This window comes from Acinetobacter sp. MD2 (assembly GCF_035615575.1).
Taxonomy (GTDB): Bacteria; Pseudomonadota; Gammaproteobacteria; order Pseudomonadales; family Moraxellaceae; genus Acinetobacter.
In genome coordinates, this window is sequence record NZ_VTDK01000001.1 from 206,394 (window position 1) to 227,343 (window position 20,950).

General features: G+C 39.6%; 24 protein-coding genes. 16 read left to right on the forward strand and 8 right to left on the reverse strand.

The features are described from left to right. Window positions 1-221: 221 nt before the first annotated feature. The 8 genes from FXN70_RS00950 to FXN70_RS00985 all read left to right on the forward strand — a co-directional run bounded on the left by FXN70_RS00950 (window position 222) and on the right by FXN70_RS00985 (window position 6,625). On the forward strand, window positions 222-1,409 hold the full coding sequence (locus tag FXN70_RS00950; RefSeq protein WP_324645548.1) for an O-succinylhomoserine sulfhydrylase: 1,188 nt from the start codon (window positions 222-224) through the stop codon (window positions 1,407-1,409). 16 nt (window positions 1,410-1,425) lie between these two features. Further along, window positions 1,426-1,755, forward strand: coding sequence for a YbaB/EbfC family nucleoid-associated protein (locus tag FXN70_RS00955; RefSeq protein WP_324645549.1), 330 nt, complete (start codon window positions 1,426-1,428; stop codon window positions 1,753-1,755). 12 nt (window positions 1,756-1,767) lie between these two features. Beyond that, on the forward strand, window positions 1,768-2,364 hold the full coding sequence (gene recR, locus FXN70_RS00960; protein WP_324645550.1) for a recombination mediator RecR: 597 nt from the start codon (window positions 1,768-1,770) through the stop codon (window positions 2,362-2,364). 217 nt (window positions 2,365-2,581) lie between these two features. Next, entirely contained in the window at window positions 2,582-3,724 is a 1,143-nt protein-coding gene (locus tag FXN70_RS00965; RefSeq protein WP_324646041.1) for a ribonuclease D, read from the forward strand. Window positions 3,725-3,866: 142 nt separating this feature from the next. After that, window positions 3,867-4,160, forward strand: a complete 294-nt coding sequence (locus tag FXN70_RS00970; protein ID WP_324645551.1) for a YcgL domain-containing protein — start codon at window positions 3,867-3,869, stop codon at window positions 4,158-4,160. Beyond that, window positions 4,153-4,551, forward strand: coding sequence for a hypothetical protein (locus FXN70_RS00975; protein WP_324645552.1), 399 nt, complete (start codon window positions 4,153-4,155; stop codon window positions 4,549-4,551). The genes FXN70_RS00970 and FXN70_RS00975 overlap by 8 nt, the downstream gene beginning before the upstream one ends. Window positions 4,552-4,577: 26 nt before the next feature. Next, window positions 4,578-5,429 carry a MoxR family ATPase gene (locus tag FXN70_RS00980; protein WP_324645553.1) on the forward strand — a complete coding sequence of 284 codons (852 nt, stop codon included), beginning with the start codon at window positions 4,578-4,580 and terminating at the stop codon, window positions 5,427-5,429. An 8-nt stretch (window positions 5,430-5,437) separates the two neighbouring features. Further along, window positions 5,438-6,625 carry a vWA domain-containing protein gene (locus FXN70_RS00985; protein WP_324645554.1) on the forward strand — a complete coding sequence of 396 codons (1,188 nt, stop codon included), beginning with the start codon at window positions 5,438-5,440 and terminating at the stop codon, window positions 6,623-6,625. 49 nt (window positions 6,626-6,674) lie between these two features. Here the strand turns inward: FXN70_RS00985 and FXN70_RS00990 are convergent, their stop codons facing one another. Together FXN70_RS00990 and FXN70_RS00995 are read right to left on the reverse strand one after the other, a co-directional pair. Further along, window positions 6,675-7,106 carry a CBS domain-containing protein gene (locus FXN70_RS00990; protein ID WP_324645555.1) on the reverse strand — a complete coding sequence of 144 codons (432 nt, stop codon included), beginning with the start codon at window positions 7,104-7,106 and terminating at the stop codon, window positions 6,675-6,677. Window positions 7,107-7,240: 134 nt separating this feature from the next. Continuing rightward, window positions 7,241-7,474, reverse strand: a complete 234-nt coding sequence (locus FXN70_RS00995; protein ID WP_324645556.1) for a hypothetical protein — start codon at window positions 7,472-7,474, stop codon at window positions 7,241-7,243. Between the two features lie 224 nt (window positions 7,475-7,698). Here FXN70_RS00995 and FXN70_RS01000 point away from each other — a divergent pair, with 224 nt between their 5' ends. From FXN70_RS01000 to FXN70_RS01015, 4 genes are all read left to right on the forward strand, one after another. Next, window positions 7,699-8,061, forward strand: a complete 363-nt coding sequence (locus tag FXN70_RS01000) for a hypothetical protein (protein ID WP_324645557.1) — start codon at window positions 7,699-7,701, stop codon at window positions 8,059-8,061. Between the two features lie 102 nt (window positions 8,062-8,163). Next, window positions 8,164-8,493 carry a hypothetical protein gene (locus FXN70_RS01005; protein ID WP_324645558.1) on the forward strand — a complete coding sequence of 110 codons (330 nt, stop codon included), beginning with the start codon at window positions 8,164-8,166 and terminating at the stop codon, window positions 8,491-8,493. An 83-nt stretch (window positions 8,494-8,576) separates the two neighbouring features. Then, complete coding sequence (gene ftsY / locus FXN70_RS01010) at window positions 8,577-9,659, forward strand: signal recognition particle-docking protein FtsY (RefSeq protein WP_324645559.1); 1,083 nt, start codon at window positions 8,577-8,579, stop codon at window positions 9,657-9,659. Window positions 9,660-9,930: 271 nt separating this feature from the next. After that, window positions 9,931-10,527: a nitroreductase family protein gene (locus tag FXN70_RS01015; RefSeq protein ID WP_324646042.1), complete on the forward strand. Its 597-nt coding sequence runs from the start codon at window positions 9,931-9,933 to the stop codon at window positions 10,525-10,527. A gap of 62 nt (window positions 10,528-10,589) precedes the next feature. On the opposite strand, the gene FXN70_RS01020 is transcribed toward FXN70_RS01015, so the two are convergent. The 5 genes from FXN70_RS01020 to cydP are packed head-to-tail and all read right to left on the reverse strand — an operon-like array spanning window position 10,590 to window position 13,934. Further along, on the reverse strand, window positions 10,590-10,886 hold the full coding sequence (locus FXN70_RS01020; RefSeq protein ID WP_324645560.1) for a cyd operon YbgE family protein: 297 nt from the start codon (window positions 10,884-10,886) through the stop codon (window positions 10,590-10,592). Between the two features lie 4 nt (window positions 10,887-10,890). Continuing rightward, window positions 10,891-10,992: a cytochrome bd-I oxidase subunit CydX gene (gene cydX, locus FXN70_RS01025; RefSeq protein WP_000270276.1), complete on the reverse strand. Its 102-nt coding sequence runs from the start codon at window positions 10,990-10,992 to the stop codon at window positions 10,891-10,893. A 16-nt stretch (window positions 10,993-11,008) separates the two neighbouring features. After that, entirely contained in the window at window positions 11,009-12,154 is a 1,146-nt protein-coding gene (cydB, locus tag FXN70_RS01030) for a cytochrome d ubiquinol oxidase subunit II (protein ID WP_324645561.1), read from the reverse strand. Continuing rightward, a complete protein-coding gene (locus FXN70_RS01035) occupies window positions 12,151-13,743 on the reverse strand; it encodes a cytochrome ubiquinol oxidase subunit I (protein ID WP_324645562.1) in 1,593 nt (530 codons plus the stop codon). Before FXN70_RS01035 ends, cydB begins: the two co-directional genes overlap by 4 nt. Next, window positions 13,743-13,934, reverse strand: a complete 192-nt coding sequence (gene cydP, locus FXN70_RS01040; RefSeq protein ID WP_324645564.1) for a cytochrome oxidase putative small subunit CydP — start codon at window positions 13,932-13,934, stop codon at window positions 13,743-13,745. The genes FXN70_RS01035 and cydP overlap by 1 nt, the downstream gene beginning before the upstream one ends. Before the next feature lie 617 nt (window positions 13,935-14,551). Here cydP and mnmG point away from each other — a divergent pair. Then, window positions 14,552-16,438 (forward strand): tRNA uridine-5-carboxymethylaminomethyl(34) synthesis enzyme MnmG, encoded by a 1,887-nt coding sequence (gene mnmG / locus FXN70_RS01045; RefSeq protein WP_324645565.1) that lies wholly within the window; start codon window positions 14,552-14,554, stop codon window positions 16,436-16,438. A gap of 320 nt (window positions 16,439-16,758) precedes the next feature. Here the strand turns inward: mnmG and FXN70_RS01050 are convergent, their stop codons facing one another. Beyond that, on the reverse strand, window positions 16,759-17,748 hold the full coding sequence (locus tag FXN70_RS01050; protein WP_324645566.1) for a WYL domain-containing protein: 990 nt from the start codon (window positions 17,746-17,748) through the stop codon (window positions 16,759-16,761). 234 nt (window positions 17,749-17,982) lie between these two features. Here FXN70_RS01050 and FXN70_RS01055 point away from each other — a divergent pair, with 234 nt between their 5' ends. From FXN70_RS01055 to FXN70_RS01065, 3 genes are read left to right on the forward strand one after another with little or no spacing between them, the layout of a single operon-like run. Continuing rightward, on the forward strand, window positions 17,983-19,530 hold the full coding sequence (locus FXN70_RS01055; protein WP_324645567.1) for a circularly permuted type 2 ATP-grasp protein: 1,548 nt from the start codon (window positions 17,983-17,985) through the stop codon (window positions 19,528-19,530). 17 nt (window positions 19,531-19,547) lie between these two features. After that, window positions 19,548-20,150: a hypothetical protein gene (locus tag FXN70_RS01060; protein WP_324645568.1), complete on the forward strand. Its 603-nt coding sequence runs from the start codon at window positions 19,548-19,550 to the stop codon at window positions 20,148-20,150. Then, window positions 20,147-20,935, forward strand: coding sequence for a transglutaminase family protein (locus FXN70_RS01065; protein ID WP_324645569.1), 789 nt, complete (start codon window positions 20,147-20,149; stop codon window positions 20,933-20,935). Before FXN70_RS01060 ends, FXN70_RS01065 begins: the two co-directional genes overlap by 4 nt. The last annotated feature ends 15 nt before the right edge of the window (window positions 20,936-20,950 follow it).

Below are 20,950 nucleotides of genomic sequence, written 5' to 3' on the forward strand. Positions count from 1 at the left end.
ATAAAAGATCATTTATTCATCTTTAAATCTTAAATTTCCACTTTAATTTTAATTATGCTTATCATTATTTTTCATAAGCTTATCTGTATTTGAACTCGGCTTATTGCACCTAAATGCTATTGCCTTAAAATTGTACTGTTCTTTAATATTAAGGCTTGACCTTATTGGCGTTCGGCGCTCAAAATGTTGCCAATTCTTTATTTATATCATTCGAGCGACCCATGAGCCAACATGATGATGTGCCATACCAATTAGATACGTTAGCGATTCGTTCAGGTCATACCCGTACCTTTGAAGGCGAGCATGATGAACCTATTTTTTTAACCTCATCTTTTGTGTATGCAAATGCCGAAGAAGCTGCCAATAAATTTCAGGGCAAAGAAGCAGGCAATATTTATTCACGCTTTACCAATCCAACGGTCGCCATGTTTGAAAAACGTCTTGCAGCTTTAGAAGGTGCAGAACGTGCTGTGGCAACGGGTTCGGGCATGGGTGCGATTTTGGCGATTGCAATGGCCTATTTAAAAGCAGGCGATCATGTCATTTGCTCAAGAGATGTCTTTGGCTCAACTGTAGGCTTGTTTGAACGCTATATTGCTAAGTTTGGAGTTGCAGTTGATTTTGTTGATTTAACCGACTTGGCTGCATGGAAGGCGGCAATTCGTTCGACCACTAAATTATTGTTTATTGAGTCGCCATCAAACCCGTTAGCAGTAATTGCCGATATTCCTGCTTTAGCAGAAATTGCCCATGCCAATAATGCCTTGCTTGCGGTAGATAACACCTTATGTACGCCTGTATTGCAAAAACCATTGCAACTTGGTGCAGATTTGGTGGTGTACTCGGCGACCAAATATATTGATGGGCAAGGGCGGACTTTGGGTGGTGCTGTGGTTGGTGGGCATCAACTGTTAGAAGAAGTGTTTGGTGTTGTGCGTACACTTGGCCCATCAATGAGTCCATTTAATGCATGGGTGTTCTTAAAAGGTCTAGAAACATTGCGTTTAAGAATGAATGAACATTCACGCAATGCACAAATTCTTGCAGAATGGTTAAATAGCCATGAAAAAGTGGACAAAGTCTATTATGCAGGCTTACCTCACCATATTGGGCATGAACTTGCGAAAAAGCAGCAGTCAGGTTTTGGTGGGATTGTGTCTTTTGAAGTGGCAGGCGGCCGTGAAGCTGCATGGAAAGTCATCGATAGTACCCAATTTATTTCGATTACTGGCAATTTAGGCGATGCAAAATCAACCATTACTCATCCTGCAACAACTACACACGGTAAATTATCACCCGATGCGAAAATTGCAGCAGGAATTGGTGAAGGATTAATCCGTGTTTCTGTTGGTCTAGAGGATATCCGTGATATTATCGCAGACCTTTCACGCGGACTTGATCTGATTTAACTTTTGGAGAGATTAAATGAATATTAATATGTTGATGCAACAAGCACAGCGTATGCAAAAAGATATGGAAGCCAATGTTAAAAAGGCGAAAGCACAACTTGCAGAAACTGAAGTGCATGCAGAAGCAGGTGGTGGTTTAGTGAAAGTGACAATGACGTGCCGTCATGTGGTGAAACGTATTGAAATCAATCCTGAATTGTTGCAAGACGAAGCAGATATGATTGAAGATTTAATTGCCGCAGCAATGAACGATGCTGCACGCCAAGCAGAAGCGATTACCGATGAAACCATGAAGGCCGCGAATGCTGGCACTGGTTTACCACCAGGTCTTTCAGGTTTATTCTAAGGTTATTACACTGTGTTTAGTCAACGTTTTGAAGAACTTGTCCAAGCACTGCGTGTGTTGCCAAGCGTTGGGCCAAAGTCGGCTCAGCGCATGGCATTGCATTTGGTGATGAAAAATCGTGAAGGTGCGGTATTCTTAGCGCAAGCTTTACATGAAGCTGCCAATTATATTCATGCCTGCCAAATCTGTAATTCATTAACTGAACATGATATTTGTGCCATTTGTGCATCGAATGAACGTGACGAACAATTGCTTTGCGTGGTGGAATCTCCTGCTGATGTCATGGCGATTGAACAAAGTGGCAGTTTTAAAGGTAAATACCACGTTTTAGGTGGGCACTTATCGCCGTTAGATGGCATTGGGCCTGAAGAAATTGGTATTCCTGCTTTGGTTGCACGTTTAAATCAACACATGGTTCAAGAGGTGATTATTGCCACCAATGCGACTGTAGAAGGACAAGCAACGGCACATTATTTACTCGAATCGTGCAAGCATTTAGCTTTAAAAATGACCCGAATTGCACAAGGCGTGCCACAAGGGGGGGAACTTGAATATGTCGATAGCCATACCTTAAGTCAGGCAGTACATAATCGAATGCAATTAAAATAAGCTTGAAATTGAGTAAAAATTATCAGCTTGAGCGGCAAAAACAATAAAAATGCATTTAAAGATGTCAAAAAAATAGTTTTTGATAGATAATTTGCACAGAACGACATTTATCACATGGTGATGATAAGTGAATCACAATCAATTTGCTTAAGATGAGCAGTTTGATATCTCATTAGCCATTAAAATATGAGTAATGCGTCAAGCATTTGCACTTCCCATGTATCAATTTATTCAAGATCAACACCAATTAAATACTGTTTTGGAGATCATGAATCAGAGTGATATTTATGCACTCGATAGTGAATTCATTAAAGTCGATACATTTTGGCCGAAACTTGGCGTGTTTCAAATTAATGTAGCCAATCAAGTTTATTTACTTGATGGTGTCGCTTTAGATTTAATGCCATTTTGGCAAAAAATTTGTAATGCCAAGCAGAATATGTTTCATGCATGTAGTGAAGATATTGATTTAATTTATCATTATGCCAAAGTGAAACAACTGAATAATGTATTTGATACACAGGTTGCCATGTCTTTTTTAGGTTATGGTTTACAAGTCAGTTACCAAAATGCGCTGAAACATGTATTAGGCATTGAAATTGAAAAAGACCAAACCCGTTCTAACTGGTTGGCGCGTCCTTTAACGACAGAACAAATGTGTTATGCTGCGAATGATGTTATTTATCTACAACAGTTGTCACATACTTTACAGCAAGAATTAAAACAAAAAAAATTACTCGATTTTGTCTTAGAAGATTGTGTGAGCTTAACCCAAGAAATTGCGCAAGAAACCCCAACCGAATGTTTATATTTAGATGTTGGGCATTATCGCCATTCACGCCGTCAGCTCATGCAATTACAACAGCTTGGCGCTTGGCGTGAGCAGTTGGTTAAAGTCTTAAACCTGCCACGTAGCTTTATCTTAAAAAATGCGACGATGATTGATTTGGTGGAAAAAAATCCGAAAAACCATTTTCAATTGTCGGCAATTAAGCAAATTAGACCAAATATTATTCGTGAATATGGTAAAACTATTTTAGATTTATTAAAATTCTTGCCTGAAAAAGAGTATTGGCCATTGCCGATTTCACGACCAATCAAGCATGTGACGCCTGAAATTGCGGCACGTGTCGAGGCGCATGTTGAAGCGACAGCGATGCAATTGTCGATTCCGAAAGATATTTTGATGCGTAAAAAATGGTTAAATGAACTATATCATCATGTGGTGTTTCAGAAATCAGAAACGCAATTTTCACCTTATTTGCTCGGTTGGCGTTATGAGTGGGTCACACGTCCGTTGCTGAATATATTACAACACGATGTGGCGAATTTGTCAGCGCAAATGAAAGTCCAATATTAGACTCTGTGTATTACATATATAGCAGGTATTGGCAATCTACAATTATGTCGACAGCGATGTTATTTACGACTGATGCGTCAATCAACAGCGCTATCGACAGATTTTAATTTCTTATATGCTTTCAACCAAGGGTGCTGTTTTTATGCATTGTGATATTTACCGTTCTAGCAAAAAAGACGAAATGTATTTATATGTGGCAACATCTGCCCAAGAACATGCAGATCCATTTGAAAAAGTGCCTGAAGCAGTCATGTTGGCATTTGGTAAACCAACCTTTGTGATGCATTTGGAGCTTAGCGAAGCACGTAAATTAGCACGCGTAAGTGTGTTACATGTGATGGATTCATTACAGACCAAAGGCTTTTTCATGCAAATGCCGCCAGAAGGATTAATTAATCCAAATGCAGTAGAACCAGAAGGATTACGCGGTGCTTAATACAACAGGCTTCTTTCATAACATTGGATCGGTTTTGGATGTTGTTCCTGAGGCGACACTTGCTGTGAGCGTGTATGTGATTGGTGCAGTGTTGGTGTTATGGGCTTGGTATTCAATGACTAAGCCTTATCCACGTTTTTGTTTTGTTTCGACTTTACTTGCTTTTGCTTGTATTGCAACACCTACGGTGTCCGATGGTCATAATGCCTCGCTAGCTCCTGCTATTTTCGGCTTATTATTTGGAATCTTGACCCATGACAAGCAGTTGATTGAGCTGAATTTAGGTTCAATTTTATTTGTCATCGGTTTGGGCTGTGTGGTGGGCTTTTGTTGGAGCAAATGGAAAAGTCGTCAGGTGAAAGTCATCACTAAAAAGAGTGCCCCACTGTAAATTTCATTGATCAATGAGGGGCCTACATGTCTGCCAATACCATGTCTTTTCAGGGAACTGAACAATATATTGCAACCGAAGCTTTACAACTTGCTGTAAATGCAGCAATTTTTTTGCAAAAGCCACTGTTAATTAAGGGTGAGCCTGGAACAGGTAAGACTTTATTGGCAGAACAGGTGGCACAAAGCCTTGGGCTGAAGTTGATTACTTGGCATGTGAAATCAACCACTAAAGCCCAACAAGGCTTATACGAATACGATGCAGTTTCTCGATTGCGCGACAGCCAATTGGGCGATGATCGGGTTTATGACATTAAAAATTACATTCGACCCGGCAAGTTGTGGGAAGCATTTCAAAGTGCTGAACGCTGTGTGTTATTGATTGATGAAATTGATAAAGCGGATATTGAATTTCCAAACGACTTGTTACATGAACTCGATAAAATGTCGTTTTATGTGTATGAAACTGATGAAACGATACAGGCTGTCGAGCGTCCCATTGTAATTATCAGTTCAAATAATGAAAAAGAATTGCCCGATGCTTTTTTAAGACGTTGTTTTTTTCATTATATCGATTTCCCTGATGCCGAAACCATGCAACACATTGTATCTGCACATTTCCCCAATATCGCTTATGACTTGGTACAACATGCCTTAGCGGTGTTTTTTAAACTGCGCAGCATCCCAAATTTAAAAAAACCGCCGTCTACTTCAGAATTGATTGATTGGTTAAGTTTATTGATGGCTGATGAATTGGCTGAACAACAATTACAACATGCCAATCCGCAAGCTGCTTTGCCGCCGTTGTATGGTGCTTTAATTAAAAATGAGCAAGATTTACAATTGCTAGAGCGTTTAGCCTTTATGTCACGCCGCTGAGGTGTTGAATGTTTATTCGATTTTTTTATACCTTACGAAAATTTGGTGTGCCTGTTAGCACGCAAGAATTGTTGGATTTAAATGCTGCGGTTGCACATCATTTAGCTTTTGCAGATATGACGCAATTTTATCAATTGTCACGCCTGATTATGGTTAAGGATGAGCGCTACTTTGATAAGTTTGACCGCGCATTTCAGGCATATATGCAACAGTTATCGGACGTAGAAATTGATAACCTGCTTGATCAATTAGATAAAATTCCGAAAGATTGGCTTGATTTGGAGCTGCTTGAGAAAAATTTGACTGCCGAACAGCGTGCTGAATTAAGTCAAGCGGGGTCTTTAGCTGAGCTATTGCAACAACTTGAGCAACGTTTGCAGGAACAACACAAAAAGCATCAAGGTGGTAATAAAATGATTGGCACAGGTGGTACATCGCCATTTGGTGCTTATGGTGATCATCCGCAAGGAATTCGGGTTGGTGGGCCAAGCCGTAAACGCAGTGCAGTTAAAGTATGGGGGCAGCGTCAATATCAAAATTTAGATGCCGACCATGTTCTTGGAACACGACAAATGCAAATGGCATTACGCCGTTTGCGTAAATTTGCCCGCCAAGGCATGCCACAAGAGCTAGATATTCAGCAAACTATTCAAAAAACGGCACAAAAAGGCGTGTTAGATATTCAGATGGTTGCCGAGCGTAGAAATGGCATTAAGGTTTTGATGTTGTTTGATGTGGGCGGTTCGATGGATGCGCATATTCAGCAATGTGAGCAGCTATTCTCTGCGGCAAAACAGCAATTTAAAAGCTTAGACTATTTTTATTTTCATAATTGTATTTATGAAATGTTATGGAAGGACAATCAACGCCGCCAAGACAGTAAGATGTCGACTTGGGATATTTTGCATAAATATGGACAAGATTATCGGGTGATTATTGTCGGAGATGCGAGCATGGCAACTTACGAATTAAATGTCGCTGGTGGTTCGGTTGAATATATGAGTGATGAAGCTGGACGAGTTTGGTTGCAGCGGATACAGCAGCATTTTAGCAAGACAGCATGGTTGAATCCTGAGTTACAGGAACATTGGCAATATACCCAAACCATTGGTCAGATTCAGCAAATTTTTGAGCAGCACATGTATCCACTGACTTTAAGTGGTTTAGATGACATGATTCGACATTTGGCAAAATAAAGAAAGGTGAAAAACAAGTGCGTGATCGCACTTGTTTTTTAGTTCATGTTTAGCTGGAAATATAGTGTTGAAGTTGTTGAATGAGGTTGTGTTGGTCTTCAATGGTGGCTTTGACAAGGTCGCCAATTGCGACTAATCCGACAAGGTGACCTTGGTCTAAAACGGGTAAGTGTCGTAAATGTCGGTTAGTCATTAAAGTAAGACATTCTTCAACCGTATTGTTTAAGTGAACACTAATCACATTGGCGGTCATAATCTCTTGAACCAAGGTTTCTTCAGCAATTAGGCTGTGAATAATCACTTTTCGTGCGCAATCACGTTCGGACAAAATACCGACCATTTTTCCTTCATTTGTTACAATTACCGCACCAATATCTTTGCTTGCCATGAGGTTAACGGCATCGACAATTGAAGCAGTGGGGGAAATGGTATAAACTGAGGGATCTTTTTTCTGTTGAATGACTTGGGCTACACTGGTCATAATGTGGCAATCCTTATTTTTTGTTTTATTTAGCTTGGAACGAAATGTATGGTTTTGCAAGTCAGAAAATGAAAAAAATATGTACGCACAAGGTGAAAAATAGGCATTAAAAAACGCCACAAAGTGACGTTTGATTAGGCGGTCATCGTGGCTAAACTCTGCCAATATTGTGCCTTTAAGCTGTCTCGTTCTACACGAAAACCTTGATAATAAAGTTCTGCGAGAAACAATGCTGCTTTGCCATGTCCTGCACGTGCTACGTTTTCTAAATCAATTACAGCATCAGCAAAATTCATTTGTGATTGAATTGTATTTACAGCACTTGAATATACATGCTCTAAGTCGTGTTGAGAAAATTGTTGAATCATATAAAGCTCCTTATTTTAATTATGATTACAATATAACTTCATCTGAAGTAAGTCTAAAATAACTGAATGATATTTAAGTATTATTACAGTTTAAACGTGAAGTCAATCTAGATATGGGGATAAAGACCAAATTTTCAAGTTATTTATAGTTTACATGATTAAACATTACTTAGGGCGGTTTTTAATTAAAATATTGAGATAAAAATAGAACAAGGAGTAAAAAGATGATGACAATAATTGATGGTTTAGAGTTCTCACATCCGCTAAGTTCTGAGACTATTCGAGCGCTTGCTGCATTGCACCGACAGCAACTTGGTGAAGCGATTTACCATGAAGATCAGCATATTGGGAATTTAGGGCTGTTGCATCGGGCGAAAATTGCGGCATTTACCCACAATTTAACATTGTCTGAACAGCACTATTTTTATGATGTGTATAATCAGGCATTATATGAGTCTGCAATTGATGATCCCATTCATCCACCACATGCCGAACAGCGGGTTAATGTGTTTCTTTTTGTTGTTGTTCTAGCGATGATTGCGGCAATGCTATATTTCGCATTTGTTCATCACATCACCTCTTATTAAGTCTATACCGATATTTTTCGAGTGTCTTATAAGGGTGTAGATACATTTTGATGTTGTAGTTTAAGCATGATCAACTATACTGAACTCGAATCGAGGTTGATCATGTTTAAAGTAATAGAGCATTTAAATTTATTTAAGGCAAAGTTTTCTTTTGCTTATTTTGTGCATTATTTGGTTGTTTTTATAATTGTTGGTGTTTTTTCATTTGCTTATGTTTTATTGCTGTCACCCATTCAGTCGGCACAGTATATTCAAATTCAACAATTTTCCTTAATGGGGCAGTATCCTCAAACACAAAGTTTAGCAAAATCTTTGCTTGAACAATCAGCAATTAATAAACAGCAATATTTCCGTTTGCTTCGCGCATTTCAGTATGAGCAACAGGGTATTCAGCAATATCCAGCTTTAGATCCACAGCGCCGTGTACGATAAGCCATAGATCTGCTTATCAGCAGTAAACACAATTAATTTATGTTAAAATTTTATTTTAATGCGATGTTTTTTGAAGGATTAGCATGCAACACAACACACACGGGCAAACAAAACTTTTGATTGATGCAGAAATTGGTGACGATGATGTAACGTTACCAAGTTTAGCTGCTGTGAATGTTCCGATTATAGAGCAAAATGTAGCACCTGTTCGTGTGGCTGAATCCGAAGCAGAACAACCGAAAAAAGGTTTTTTTGGGCGTATGAAAGAGGGTTTGACCAAAACCCGTAAAAGCTTTGCCGATGGGATGGTGAATATCTTAATTGGTGGTAAAGAAATTGATGATGAACTATTAGAAGAAGTTGAAGAACAACTTTTGGTAGCAGATATTGGTGTTGAAGCCACTAAAACGATTATTACGAATTTAACCGAGCGTACTGCGCGTGGTGATTTAATTTATTCACATGCACTTTATAAAGCTTTACAAGAAGAATTAGTCACTTTGCTTGCACCGCGTGTCAAGCCATTACACATCGACAGTCATAAAAACCCGTATGTAATTTTAATGGTTGGTGTAAATGGTGTGGGTAAAACCACCACTATTGGTAAGCTTGCGAAACGTTTGCAGGGTGAAGGTAAAAAAGTGATGTTAGCTGCGGGGGATACGTTCCGTGCTGCTGCGACTGAACAATTACAAATTTGGGGTGAACGTAATAATATCCCCGTTGTTGCACAAGGGCATGGAGCAGACAGTGCATCGGTAATTTTTGATGCATTTGAAAGTGCGCGTGCCAAAGGTGTGGATGTATTAATTGCTGATACCGCAGGGCGTTTACATAACAAAAGTAACTTAATGGAAGAGTTGAAAAAAGTTAAACGTGTGATGCAAAAAATTGACGCCACTGCACCGCATGAAATTATGTTAGTGGTCGATGCAGGAACAGGGCAAAATGCAATTAATCAGGTGCAAGAGTTTGACCAAGCTGTTGGTTTAACAGGGATTACCATTACCAAGTTAGATGGTACAGCTAAAGGCGGTGTACTGTTTAATATTGCAAGTCGTACACATGTACCGATTCGCTTTATTGGTGTGGGTGAGAAAATTGATGATCTACGTCCATTCTCGGCTAAATCATTTGTAGCTGCGTTGTTTGAAACAGATAAATAAAAGTTTTTTCTAAGATACAATTAAAATCTCCTTCATAGCAAAGGGGATTTTAATGACATTCACGAATGCTTTTTATTTCTCTTCAAGGAAGAGAAATAAAAAGGGTGTGAAGCATTATGTAGCTAATCTATAGTGAGTTGCAAATCTTCACAATCTAAAATAATTCTAAAAATAGAACACTGTGTTAAGTTAAATAGACTTTGTCTGTTTTTTATAAAATCATACACTGCACAATATCAAAACTTATATTCCAATATATTTTAGGAGTTATCTGATGTCTTTTATTGATCAAATTGAAAAACGCCGTACGATTTATGCTATTGGTAACCAAGTTGCATTGTCAAATGACCAAATTGAAGCGTTGATTAAGCAAGTTGTTCGTCAAAGTCCATCGTCATTTAACTCACAGTCATCACGCGCTGTGATTTTATTTGATCAAGCACACCAAAACTTTTGGTCGATTGTACGAGAAACACTGCGTAAGTTAGTACCTGCCGAAGCTTTTGCTTCAACAGAAGCTAAAATGGCAAGCTTTGCTGCGGGGAAAGGTACGGTATTGTTTTATGAAGACCAAGCAGTGATTCAAGGCTTGCAAGAAAAATTTGCAGCGTATGCAGATAATTTTCCTGTTTGGTCAGAACATTCAACAGCGATTGCACAGTTTGCGGTGTGGACGGCATTGTCTGAACAAGGAATTGGTGCGTCATTACAGCATTATAATCCGATTGTTGATGCAGAGGTTGCACAGACTTTTGATGTGCCAGCCTCTTGGAAACTCCGTGCACAATTGGTGTTTGGTTCAATTGAAGCACCTGCATCAGAAAAAACTTATATGGCAGATGAGCAACGCTTCAAAACGTTTGCATAATTTGAAGTTTCAAAAAAACCAGCATTTGCTGGTTTTTTTGTTTTTGTAAGACCGATATAAATTTAAGATAACCAAATAAAATAACCGAGTCCCATGAGTGGCCAAGAAATAAATGGACTAAATAACCATTTCCATAGCCAAAATTGTGGTTTAAAGCCAACGCCATAAATGAATCCACCTGAAATCCCAAGCATCACAAGCATTAACAGCGGATGACTATAATGCCCATTGGCATCTAACATAAGGGATGGATAAATCATTAAAATAGCAGCAAGAGGCAATGCCAACGTAAAGGAGGTGATCATAATGAACATCCGCATCGTCTCTTTGCTTTGAGGTGTTGTCATTGCATCTGCCATGGGGTTATTCCTCATCTAAATTTTGATGATGTTCGATATATAACGCACTGAGTACACCAGCAAAACAAGCCATTAAAATGCCAAGAATCCAAGCAAAATACCACATTTTTAATGCTCCTGTGTTAGTACAAGCTATGTGAGTGGGTTTCGATATGTTTGTTGCTGATTACGCCCCACATTTTGTAGTAGCACCATGTGGTGTAACACAAAATTAGAGGGACAAAAATACAAGCAGCAACGGTCATTACACCAAGGGTTTTATGGCTTGATACTGCATCCCACATAGTAAGGCTTGATGTTGGGTCTATGCTTGATGGAAGCAGGAAGGGAAATAAGGCAAAGCCCGCTGTTAAAATCGCACCCACAATACTTAAACTGGTGCCTGTGAAACTTAAGCCGGCTTTATTTGAACCTGCGGAGAAAATCGTAATGATACCGCCTAGAACGGCAATAATCGGCGCAAGCATAGTGATGGGGTAGGTTGAATAGTTATTCATCCAACCCGCATTGGCATTGGTCACAACATGTTTGGTAAGTGGATTGATTGCAGCATTGGTTGCCACAGGTTCAGCCAAGCTATAGCCATGAATTGATCCGAAATATAGCCAAGCGCCTGCCGCAAGGAAACAGACTAAAAATACAAGTCCCATTAACTGCGTTGCTTTGGCTGAACGCTTGCGTAAAATGCTGTCGGTGCGTAGCATTAACCATGCGCCGCCATGTGCCGAAAGCATAGATAAACTGACAATACCGCAAATTAATGCAAATGGATTAAGCAGTGCAAAGAAGCTGCCTGTGTAGGTTGAGCGTAAGGTGTCATCAAATTGAAATGGAACACCTTGGAACAAGTTACCAAAAGCGACACCAAAGACCAGTGCAGGTACTGCACCGCCTATACATAAAGCCCAATCCCAAGCGGTACGCCATTGTGTGTTTTCAAGTTTAGAGCGATAGTCAAAACCAACAGGGCGTAAGAACAGTGCAAAGAGGACTAAGAGCATTGCCCAATACATCCCTGAGAAGGCCACAGCATAAACCATGGGCCATGCTGCAAATAGTGCGCCGCCTGCGGTAATAAACCAGACTTGGTTGCCATCCCAGTGAGGGGCGATGGTGTTGATAGCAGCGCGGCGTTCGTTATCGGTTTTACCCACAAAAGGCATAATGGCCATCGAACCCATGTCGAACCCATCGGTAAGTGCAAAGCCAATTAGCAATACACCCACCAATATCCACCAAATGATTTTTAATAGTTCGTATTCAATCATGACTGAGGCTCTCCAACAGAAGAATCATGTAGTTGTGGCGCATTTTTTTCGAAATGATATTTGCCTGTATGTAATGAACTTGGGCCAAGGCGTGCAAATTTAATCATTAAATACATTTCAATAATCAGAAGCGCGGTGTAGAACACCACCAAAGCGAGGATGGATCCACCTAAATCGGTTGCACTTAAAGTCGAGGCAGATAAATGCGTTGGTAATACTTCACCAATGGTCCACGGCTGACGGCCGCCTTCTGCTACATACCAACCTGTTTGTGCGGCAATCCAAGGTAATGGCAATGAAAATAATGCAAATTTAAGTAGCCACGGTTTTTCTTCAGCATTACGTTTTGCAACAGACCATGCGGTTAAAATAAATAGCAACAGCATTAAAAACCCTGCAACGACCATGGCACGGAAGCTAAAGAACAATGCTTTTACATTTGGAATGCTGTCTTTGACTGCTGATTGAATTTGTTCATCAGACGCGGTTGTGACATCGTTATTGTATTTTTTCAGCAATAAACCATAGCCTAAATCTTTTTGGCTTTCTTTGAAGGCAGCTAAAAGTTCAGGTGTACGATCGCCTGCACGAAGTTGTTCAAGTTGACGATAAGCGACCATCCCATTCCGAATACGTCCTTCGTGCTGATGCATTAAATCTTTAATGCCTGTGACTTGTCCATCGGTTGATCGTGTTGCAATTAAGCCTAAAGCATAAGGAATTTTAATGGCGTAATCTGTACGCATTTCTTGCTGATTAGGGATACCAAATAAGGTAAAGCTTGCAGGTGCAGGTTCGGTATTCCACTCGGCTTCAATGGCTGCTAATTTGGTTTTTTGTACATCGCCAATTTCATAGCCAGATTCATCACCGAGTAAAATGACCGATAACGTCGATGCAAGACCAAAAATTGCGGCAATAGCAAAAGAGCGGCGTGCAAACGGTAAATCACGTTTTTTGAGTAAGTAGTAGCTTGAAATGGCTAAAACAAAAATGGCACCTGTGACATAACCTGCCGAAACAGTATGTACAAACTTCACTTGAGCAACAGGGTTAAAAATAAGTGCACCGAAGTCGGTCAGTTCCATACGCATGGTTTCAAAGTTAAATGCAGCACCAACTGGGTTTTGCATCCAACCATTTGCGACTAAAATCCAAAGCGCAGACATATTTGAGCCAATGGCAACCAACCATGTCACAGCTAAATGTTGCCCGCGGGAAAGTCGATCCCATCCAAAGAAGAATAAGCCAACAAAGGTGGATTCAAGGAAGAATGCCATAAGTCCTTCAATGGCAAGCGGTGCACCAAAAATGTCACCTACGTAGTGAGAATAGTAGGCCCAGTTAGTTCCAAATTGGAATTCCATGGTTAGACCTGTGGTGACGCCAAGTGCAAAATTAATCCCAAATAGTTTGCCCCAAAATTTGGTCATATCCTTATAAATTTCTTTGCCAGAAATCACGTAGGTGGTTTCCATAATGGCAAGTAAAAACGCCAAACCAAGGGTGAGTGGAACAAATAAAAAGTGATACATCGCGGTCATTGCAAATTGCAAACGCGAAAGATCGACCACGCTTTCAGAAATCATCAACGTGTCTCCTTAGTTTCAGGTGGATTGCCCGAAATGTGTTGGGCAGTTTGGGTGTCAAAATCTTGAGGAATGGTTGGTGCATTGAACCAAATCGATTTAATGAGCATTAAAATTGCAATTTTAATAACGAGAATAATTGCAATTTCTCTCACTAGTTTTTGATTGGGAGTTTTGTTTTTTAAGCTCATTTTTAATAAGCCTATAATCATTTGTTAAATTATTATCGAACAAAAAATAATAAAAATAAACAATAAAATATAGATAAAATAAAAAATATTTATTTTCTTTTAAAACAATGTCTTATTGTTTATTTTGAATGTTATTTATTCTAAAATAAAACCAAGTAAAATGATATGAATTTACATAAATTAATATGAGTAAAATACTCGGAATTTCATTTTTAAATTTGACTAAAATGCTCGGAATAATAAAAATTTTGTTTTTAAGTGGATTAAATAAGTTGGATTTTAATTTTTACTCCACCTGAAATTTATATAGATCTTCTAAAATGATCTTTTGCAAATCAAAATCATAAAAAGTAATTTCAGATAAACTTGTGTTTAGGTTGAAGCTATAAAAGATGGAAATTTCACTATGGCTGAAAAAATGATAAGAGGGTTCTGAGATGAAAAGATGCAAATTGTAGGTAATTGAGCATCATTTGCTATAGTGGGTGAATCTTTAATGTGGTCTGAATTAAATTTGCATTTAAGTTGTTGTAATTTTTAGGCTTTATTTTCTATATCCGATTTGTAATTTCTGCTATAATTTTGGGTCGTTTTTATTAGTTTAGACTGAAAAGATTATGCATTATCCTAAAGTGTACGATGTTATTGTAATTGGGGGCGGTCACGCAGGTACCGAAGCGGCACTTGCTGCTGCGCGTATGGGGCGACAGACCTTGCTTTTGACTCATAACATTGAGACTTTAGGGCAGATGAGCTGCAACCCTGCAATTGGTGGAATTGGCAAGTCGCATTTGGTGCGTGAAATTGATGCTTTGGGTGGTGCAATGGCATTGGCTGCTGACAAAGGCGGTATTCAATTTCGTATTTTAAATTCACGTAAAGGTGCGGCAGTTCGTGCAACACGTGCCCAAGCTGACCGCGTGCGTTATAAAGCGGCTATTCGTGAAACCTTAGAAAACCAAGCCAATTTGGATATTTTCCAACAAGCGGCAGATGACTTAATTGTAGATGGCGATACCGTAAAGGGCGTTGTGACTCAAATGGGCATTCGTTTTGATGCCAAAACAGTAGTACTTACCACAGGGACTTTCTTAGGTGGTGTGATTCACGTTGGTTTAGAAAAATCGAGCGGTGGTCGTGCAGGCGATCCACCATCAATTGCTTTGGCGCATCGTTTACGCGAACTAAATTTACCTGTTGGTCGTTTAAAGACGGGAACACCACCTCGTATTGATGCGCGTTCGGTTGATTTCTCTGTGATGACCGCACAGCCAGGCGACTTTCCATCGCCAGTGATGTCATTTATGGGCGATGCGTCTATGCATCCTGAACAAGTCAGCTGTTATATCACGCATACTAATGAAAAAACCCACGATATTATTCGTGGTGGCTTAGATCGTTCACCGATGTATACGGGGGTGATTGAAGGTGTTGGTCCACGTTATTGCCCATCAATTGAAGATAAAATTCATCGTTTTGCTGACAAAGATTCGCATCAAGTATTCTTAGAGCCAGAAGGTTTGGATACTCATGAGCTTTATCCAAATGGTATTTCGACTTCTTTACCATTTGATGTGCAGTTTGAGTTGGTGCGTTCAATTCGTGGTATGGAAAATGCACATATTTTACGTCCAGGTTATGCGATTGAGTATGATTATTTTAATCCGCAAGCCTTGAAATTTACCTTAGAAACCAAAGCCATTAATAACTTGTATTTTGCTGGTCAAATTAACGGTACAACGGGTTATGAAGAAGCGGGCGCACAAGGTTTGCTTGCGGGCTTAAATGCGGCTCGCCGTGCGTGGGATCAAGAGCAATGGACACCAAAACGTGATGAAGCGTATTTGGGCGTGTTGGTTGACGATTTAATTACGCTTGGTACGAAAGAACCGTATCGTATGTTTACTTCACGTGCGGAATACCGTTTGATGTTGCGTGAAGACAATGCCGATCAACGCTTAACAACAGTTGGGCGTGAAATGGGCTTGGTCGATGATGCACGTTGGGTGGCATATTGTGAAAAAATGGAAGCCGTAGAAACCGAATTGGGTCGTTTAAAACATTTGTGGGCTGCACCAAATAACCCAATGGGTAAGCAGTTTGTAGAAATGACAGGTGCAGATTTAAGCAAAGAGTGTAGCGCGGTTGATTTGTTAAAGCGTCCAAACATTAACTTTAGCCAAATTGCAGCATTAACCAACTCGCAAGTATCTGAGCAAGTGGGTGAGCAAATTGAAATTGCGGTGAAATACGAAGGTTATATTAACCGTCAGCATGAAGATGTGGCGCAAATGAAGCGTCTAGAAGAAACGCGTATCCCTGCTGACTTTGATTATGATGCAGTTTCAGGTTTATCACGTGAAATTACCTTGAAGCTGAAAGACATTCGTCCTGAAACCTTGGCACAAGCCAATCGTATTCCGGGCGTAACCCCTGCGGCAGTGCAATTGGTGATGATTACCATTCGTAAGAATGCTCAAATGAAGAAAGCTGCAACCGTTTAAGTTATTTACGGTGTTAAAAAACCTGCCACTGTGCAGGTTTTTTATTTGCAGAGTCATAGGGAAAAATAATTTCAATCGCTTTGGGGTAAATTCTAAGAGTTTTTTACACTAAGCACAGTAGATTTGCTGATTTAGTGAGCGGGTGAGTACTTTGTATAGTGATGATATTATCAAGCAATTTGGAGAATGCCATGCTTGTTAAGTTGATTCGTTATAACCGTGCCGATTTAGCTTGCCTATGTTGTTCTGTTTGCCAAAGGATGTGCTTAATAATAAACCCATAAAAATAAAATGATTCAGAGCATCTAAAACGCTCTTTTTTAAAATTGCTCATTCACTTGCTGTGCAACTTCATTAGGCTCAATTTTAATTATTTTTTTACCAAAACTACGTAGCCACCATACTAGTTGTGAGGTAAAGGGCACGGTTGCGGATATTTCGATTTGTTGCTGCCCGAATGCTGTAATGGTCTGGTCTTGACTGAGTTGCGATTCATAAAACGTCTGTGCATCATAATCATGCATAGTCAGTTTAAGTTGCACTAATTCTGAAGGTTTATGGCTATCAATTCTGAATCCTAAGCCACCTGCATCGATATAACGGTCAATATCGAAGTTAACAGGGTGCAATGCGCGTTGATTAGATAAGCTAGCTGCTTTAAAACGATGCAATGCAAATGTTTGTACATCGCTCCCATCGCTTCGGGTACAAATTAAATAAATAATTGCCCCTTTTTGCACCAAGCCTAAGGGGTTCAGACTATAGGTTTTTTCTTCACGGCCACGACCTTGGTAAATACAATCAATTTGTTTGTCTTGTAATAAACCTTCATAAATGACTTGTTGTGCGTCTTGTTGGATGGTGGGAGGGATGAGTGGTTGGCTTGCGGGTACAATACGTACGCGGTTGACCCATTGTCTTACGTTGTTCTGGTTTGACAGGCTACGTCGTGCAAGATCAAACCAAGGGGTCATTTCATTGATCAAGCTTGGCGGCAGCAAATGTTTAAGGTGCTCTTCAACCATCATGAATGTAACAGCCTGGGAGCTGGTCATATGCGGAAGGCTTTGAATAGGTGCATCCGATTTCCAGCGCCAACCCTGAGGGGTTTCTTTATTACTTTCAATGAGAAAACGCTGTGCCAACTGATTTAAATCACGTTGAATTGTACGTAAGCTGACCTCAACCCCTTCACGTGCTAAAGCCTCTTGAATTTGCCGCGTGCCTGTCCATTTTCCTGTGCTGAGTAAAGATAAGGTTTGCCATTGGCGATAAAGGCTATTGGATGTTTCTTTTTCTTGGGCTGACATAAAGTGAAAAAATTAAGGAATAAACAGGTATTTAACCATAGAAAAATTGTGGTGACTTTGCAAGGTATTAAGTGCTTTTTGTAAGGTGAAAAAGCGTTGTATTTTTGTGTGTTTTATGAGATAGATAGAAAAAGTGTGACCGCTATAGTTCATTAAATATGCCTTGCATTTTTATTTATGGCACTTATTTTGCTTATTTTATGACGACCTTCACAATAAAAGGGAGAGGTTGGTATGCTAAAAGATAATAAAGAACCTTTAAATAGATTAGAAACAGTTGCGACAGGAGCAATACTCAATCATCTAAGCCCACAGCATGCCTCAACTCAAGCACTCTGTTCAAAAACAATGTTTCAACAAATAAAGTCTAAGTTTTTTAATGAAATGCTTGATGATCCACATATGTCTGCCGATGCTTGCCGTAATATCGAAAGATGGTTATATGATCGTAATTTAGAAGAACTCAAATTTTTAAATCAGCAAGCCAAAGAATTTTTTCTTTATCATGGCATTACGTTTACGGTTTATGGTGATGAAGAAGGCACTGAACGAACCATTCCTTATGACTTAATTCCACGTGTGATTGCTAAAAAACAATGGGATAAAATTTCGGCAGGTTGTGCACAGCGGGTACGTGCATTAAATTACTTTTTAGATGATATTTATAACAGCCAAGATATTTTAAAGTCAGGAATTGTTCCTGAGCTGCAAGTGCTCAGTCATGAAGCTTTTCAACCACATATGTTGAATTTTAAGTTGAAAGGAAAAATCTATTCACAAATTAGCGGTATTGACTTAATTCGTGACAATAGTGGTGAATTTTATGTGTTAGAAGACAATTTAAGAACGCCATCGGGCGTATCTTATATGTTGGAAAGCCGTAAAATTAGCAAGCAATTAATGCCAGACTTATGTGCGCAAACCAATTTACATGAAATAGAGCAGTACCCACAACTATTACGTCAAATCTTAGAAGAAAATGCGTTGGTTGATAAGCCTTGTGTCGTGGTACTGACGCCAGGTCGTTTTAATAGTGCTTTTTATGAGCATGCTTTTTTAGCACGTGAGATGGATATACCTTTGGTTACAGGGCAAGACTTATTTGTTGAGAATGATCATGTTTATGTAAAAACGATTCGGGGCAAGCAACGAGTAGATGTGATTTATCGCCGTATAGATGATGCTTTTATCGATCCACTATGTTTTAGACCTGACAGTTGCTTAGGTGTTGCTGGGTTAATGTCGGTATATTTAAAACAAAATGTGGTGATTGCCAATGCACCAGGTACAGGTGTGGCAGATGATAAATCTATTTATCCTTATGTCGATAAAATGATTTCATATTATTTAAATGAAACGCCTATTCTTAAAAATGTACCGACCTATCAATGTCGTGATGCACAAGACTTAGACTTTGTTTTAGAGAACATGTCGCAATTGGTGGTGAAGGAAGCACAAGGTTCAGGGGGTTATGGCATGCTGATTGGGCCGCAAGCCAGTGCAAAAGAAGTTGCTGAGTTTAGACAGAAAGTACAAGCGAAGCCGCATTTATATATTGCACAGCCGACTTTAGATTTATCCGTTGCACCCACTTTAACTCAAACAGGCATTGCCGAGCGTCATATCGACCTGCGTCCTTTTGTTTTAAGTTCACCTGAGCAAACAGTGATTGTGCCGGGTGGTTTAACTCGCGTAGCAATGAAGGAAGGTTCTTTGGTGGTGAACTCATCACAAGGTGGTGGGATTAAAGATACTTGGGTGGTTGAAACCTTAAATGGTTGAAAATAAGGAGAATAACAATGCAACTACTCAGTTCAAATGTTTATAACATCTTATGGATGGGGCGTTATTTAGCGCGAATTCAGTTTTGGTGTGGGCAAGTGCCATTTCAAAATGATCAATACGCGGAACGCCTTGCCAAAGCCTTTTATTTACCTGCATACGATGCAGTAACATTAAATGCACTGTTAATTAACTCTGAACAATTATGTTCATTTCAGCAACTGTTTTATACGGTGAATGACAATATTCAAGCGCTACGTGGTGTATTGTCGCGTCCAAGTTATGCCGAGTTAAACCGTTTATTTCAATCTAGCCAAAATAATTCAGTGGCTATTTGTACTGCTGTGAATGAATTTGAGCAAATTTTAGAAGGTGAATCACAAGATTTATTTGTGTTTTTTAGTTTGGGGCAAACATTAGAGCGACTCGATCATCGTGTGCGTTTGGATGAGCCATTGAATGATTTAATAGCGATAATGGAACAATTAATGCAATTGCTTCAGGATTATGCTTGGTCAGAACTTGAAAAGAGTTGGCAAGCCTTTAAAGCGGCGCCAAATGCAGCGCAATTTTTTAACATGCTTAATCAATTGCAACGTGTCTTTGAGATGAATGTATGAAATTAATGGTCAATCATCAGACGCATTATCGTTATACCCAACAGGCTGCCAACAGTATTCAGTCAATTAAAATGATGCCGAAAAATAGTTCGCATCAACACGTACAGCGTTGGGATATGAGTGTTCCTGGGCAATATACCATGCAACGAGATGCCTTTGATAATGTATGGATGATGAGTACACAGCGCTATGCTTATCAGCAATTAACCATTATGGCACAAGGCATTATTGAGTTCGATGCAAGACATGAGTTGGCAAATTATGCAACCCACTTGCATCCCTACATTTTTTTACAGCCAACGCAAGTGACCACATGTAGTACCGAAATGCTCGCCTTTGCAGCAGCTTATCTTCAAGTGAAAGATCGGCACCACGTCCAAGCTTTGGCAGAGGCAATCTTAGATTATATTCCGTATACGCCATCCGCTACGCGGGTGCATAGTTCTGCAATTGATGTATTTAGACAGCATGAAAATGGAGGGGTTTGTCAGGATCATTCGCATGTTTTGATTGCGATGTGCCGTGCTATGGGTTTACCTGCCCGTTACGTGTCGGGCTATTTATATGTGCCTGATATGACCCACCTTGCAAGCCATGCTTGGGTTGAAGTTTACCTAAATCAGGCATGGTATTGTTTTGATGTGAGTAATCAATTATTTCGTCCCAGTGCTCATGTGTACGTGGCAGTTGGGCGAGATTATTATGACGTTGCCCCAATTCGTGGTATACGTGAGCAAGGTGGGGAAGAAAGCATGAGTTCTGTGGTTCAGGTACTGGCATGTTAGTTTTGAGTTAAGGAT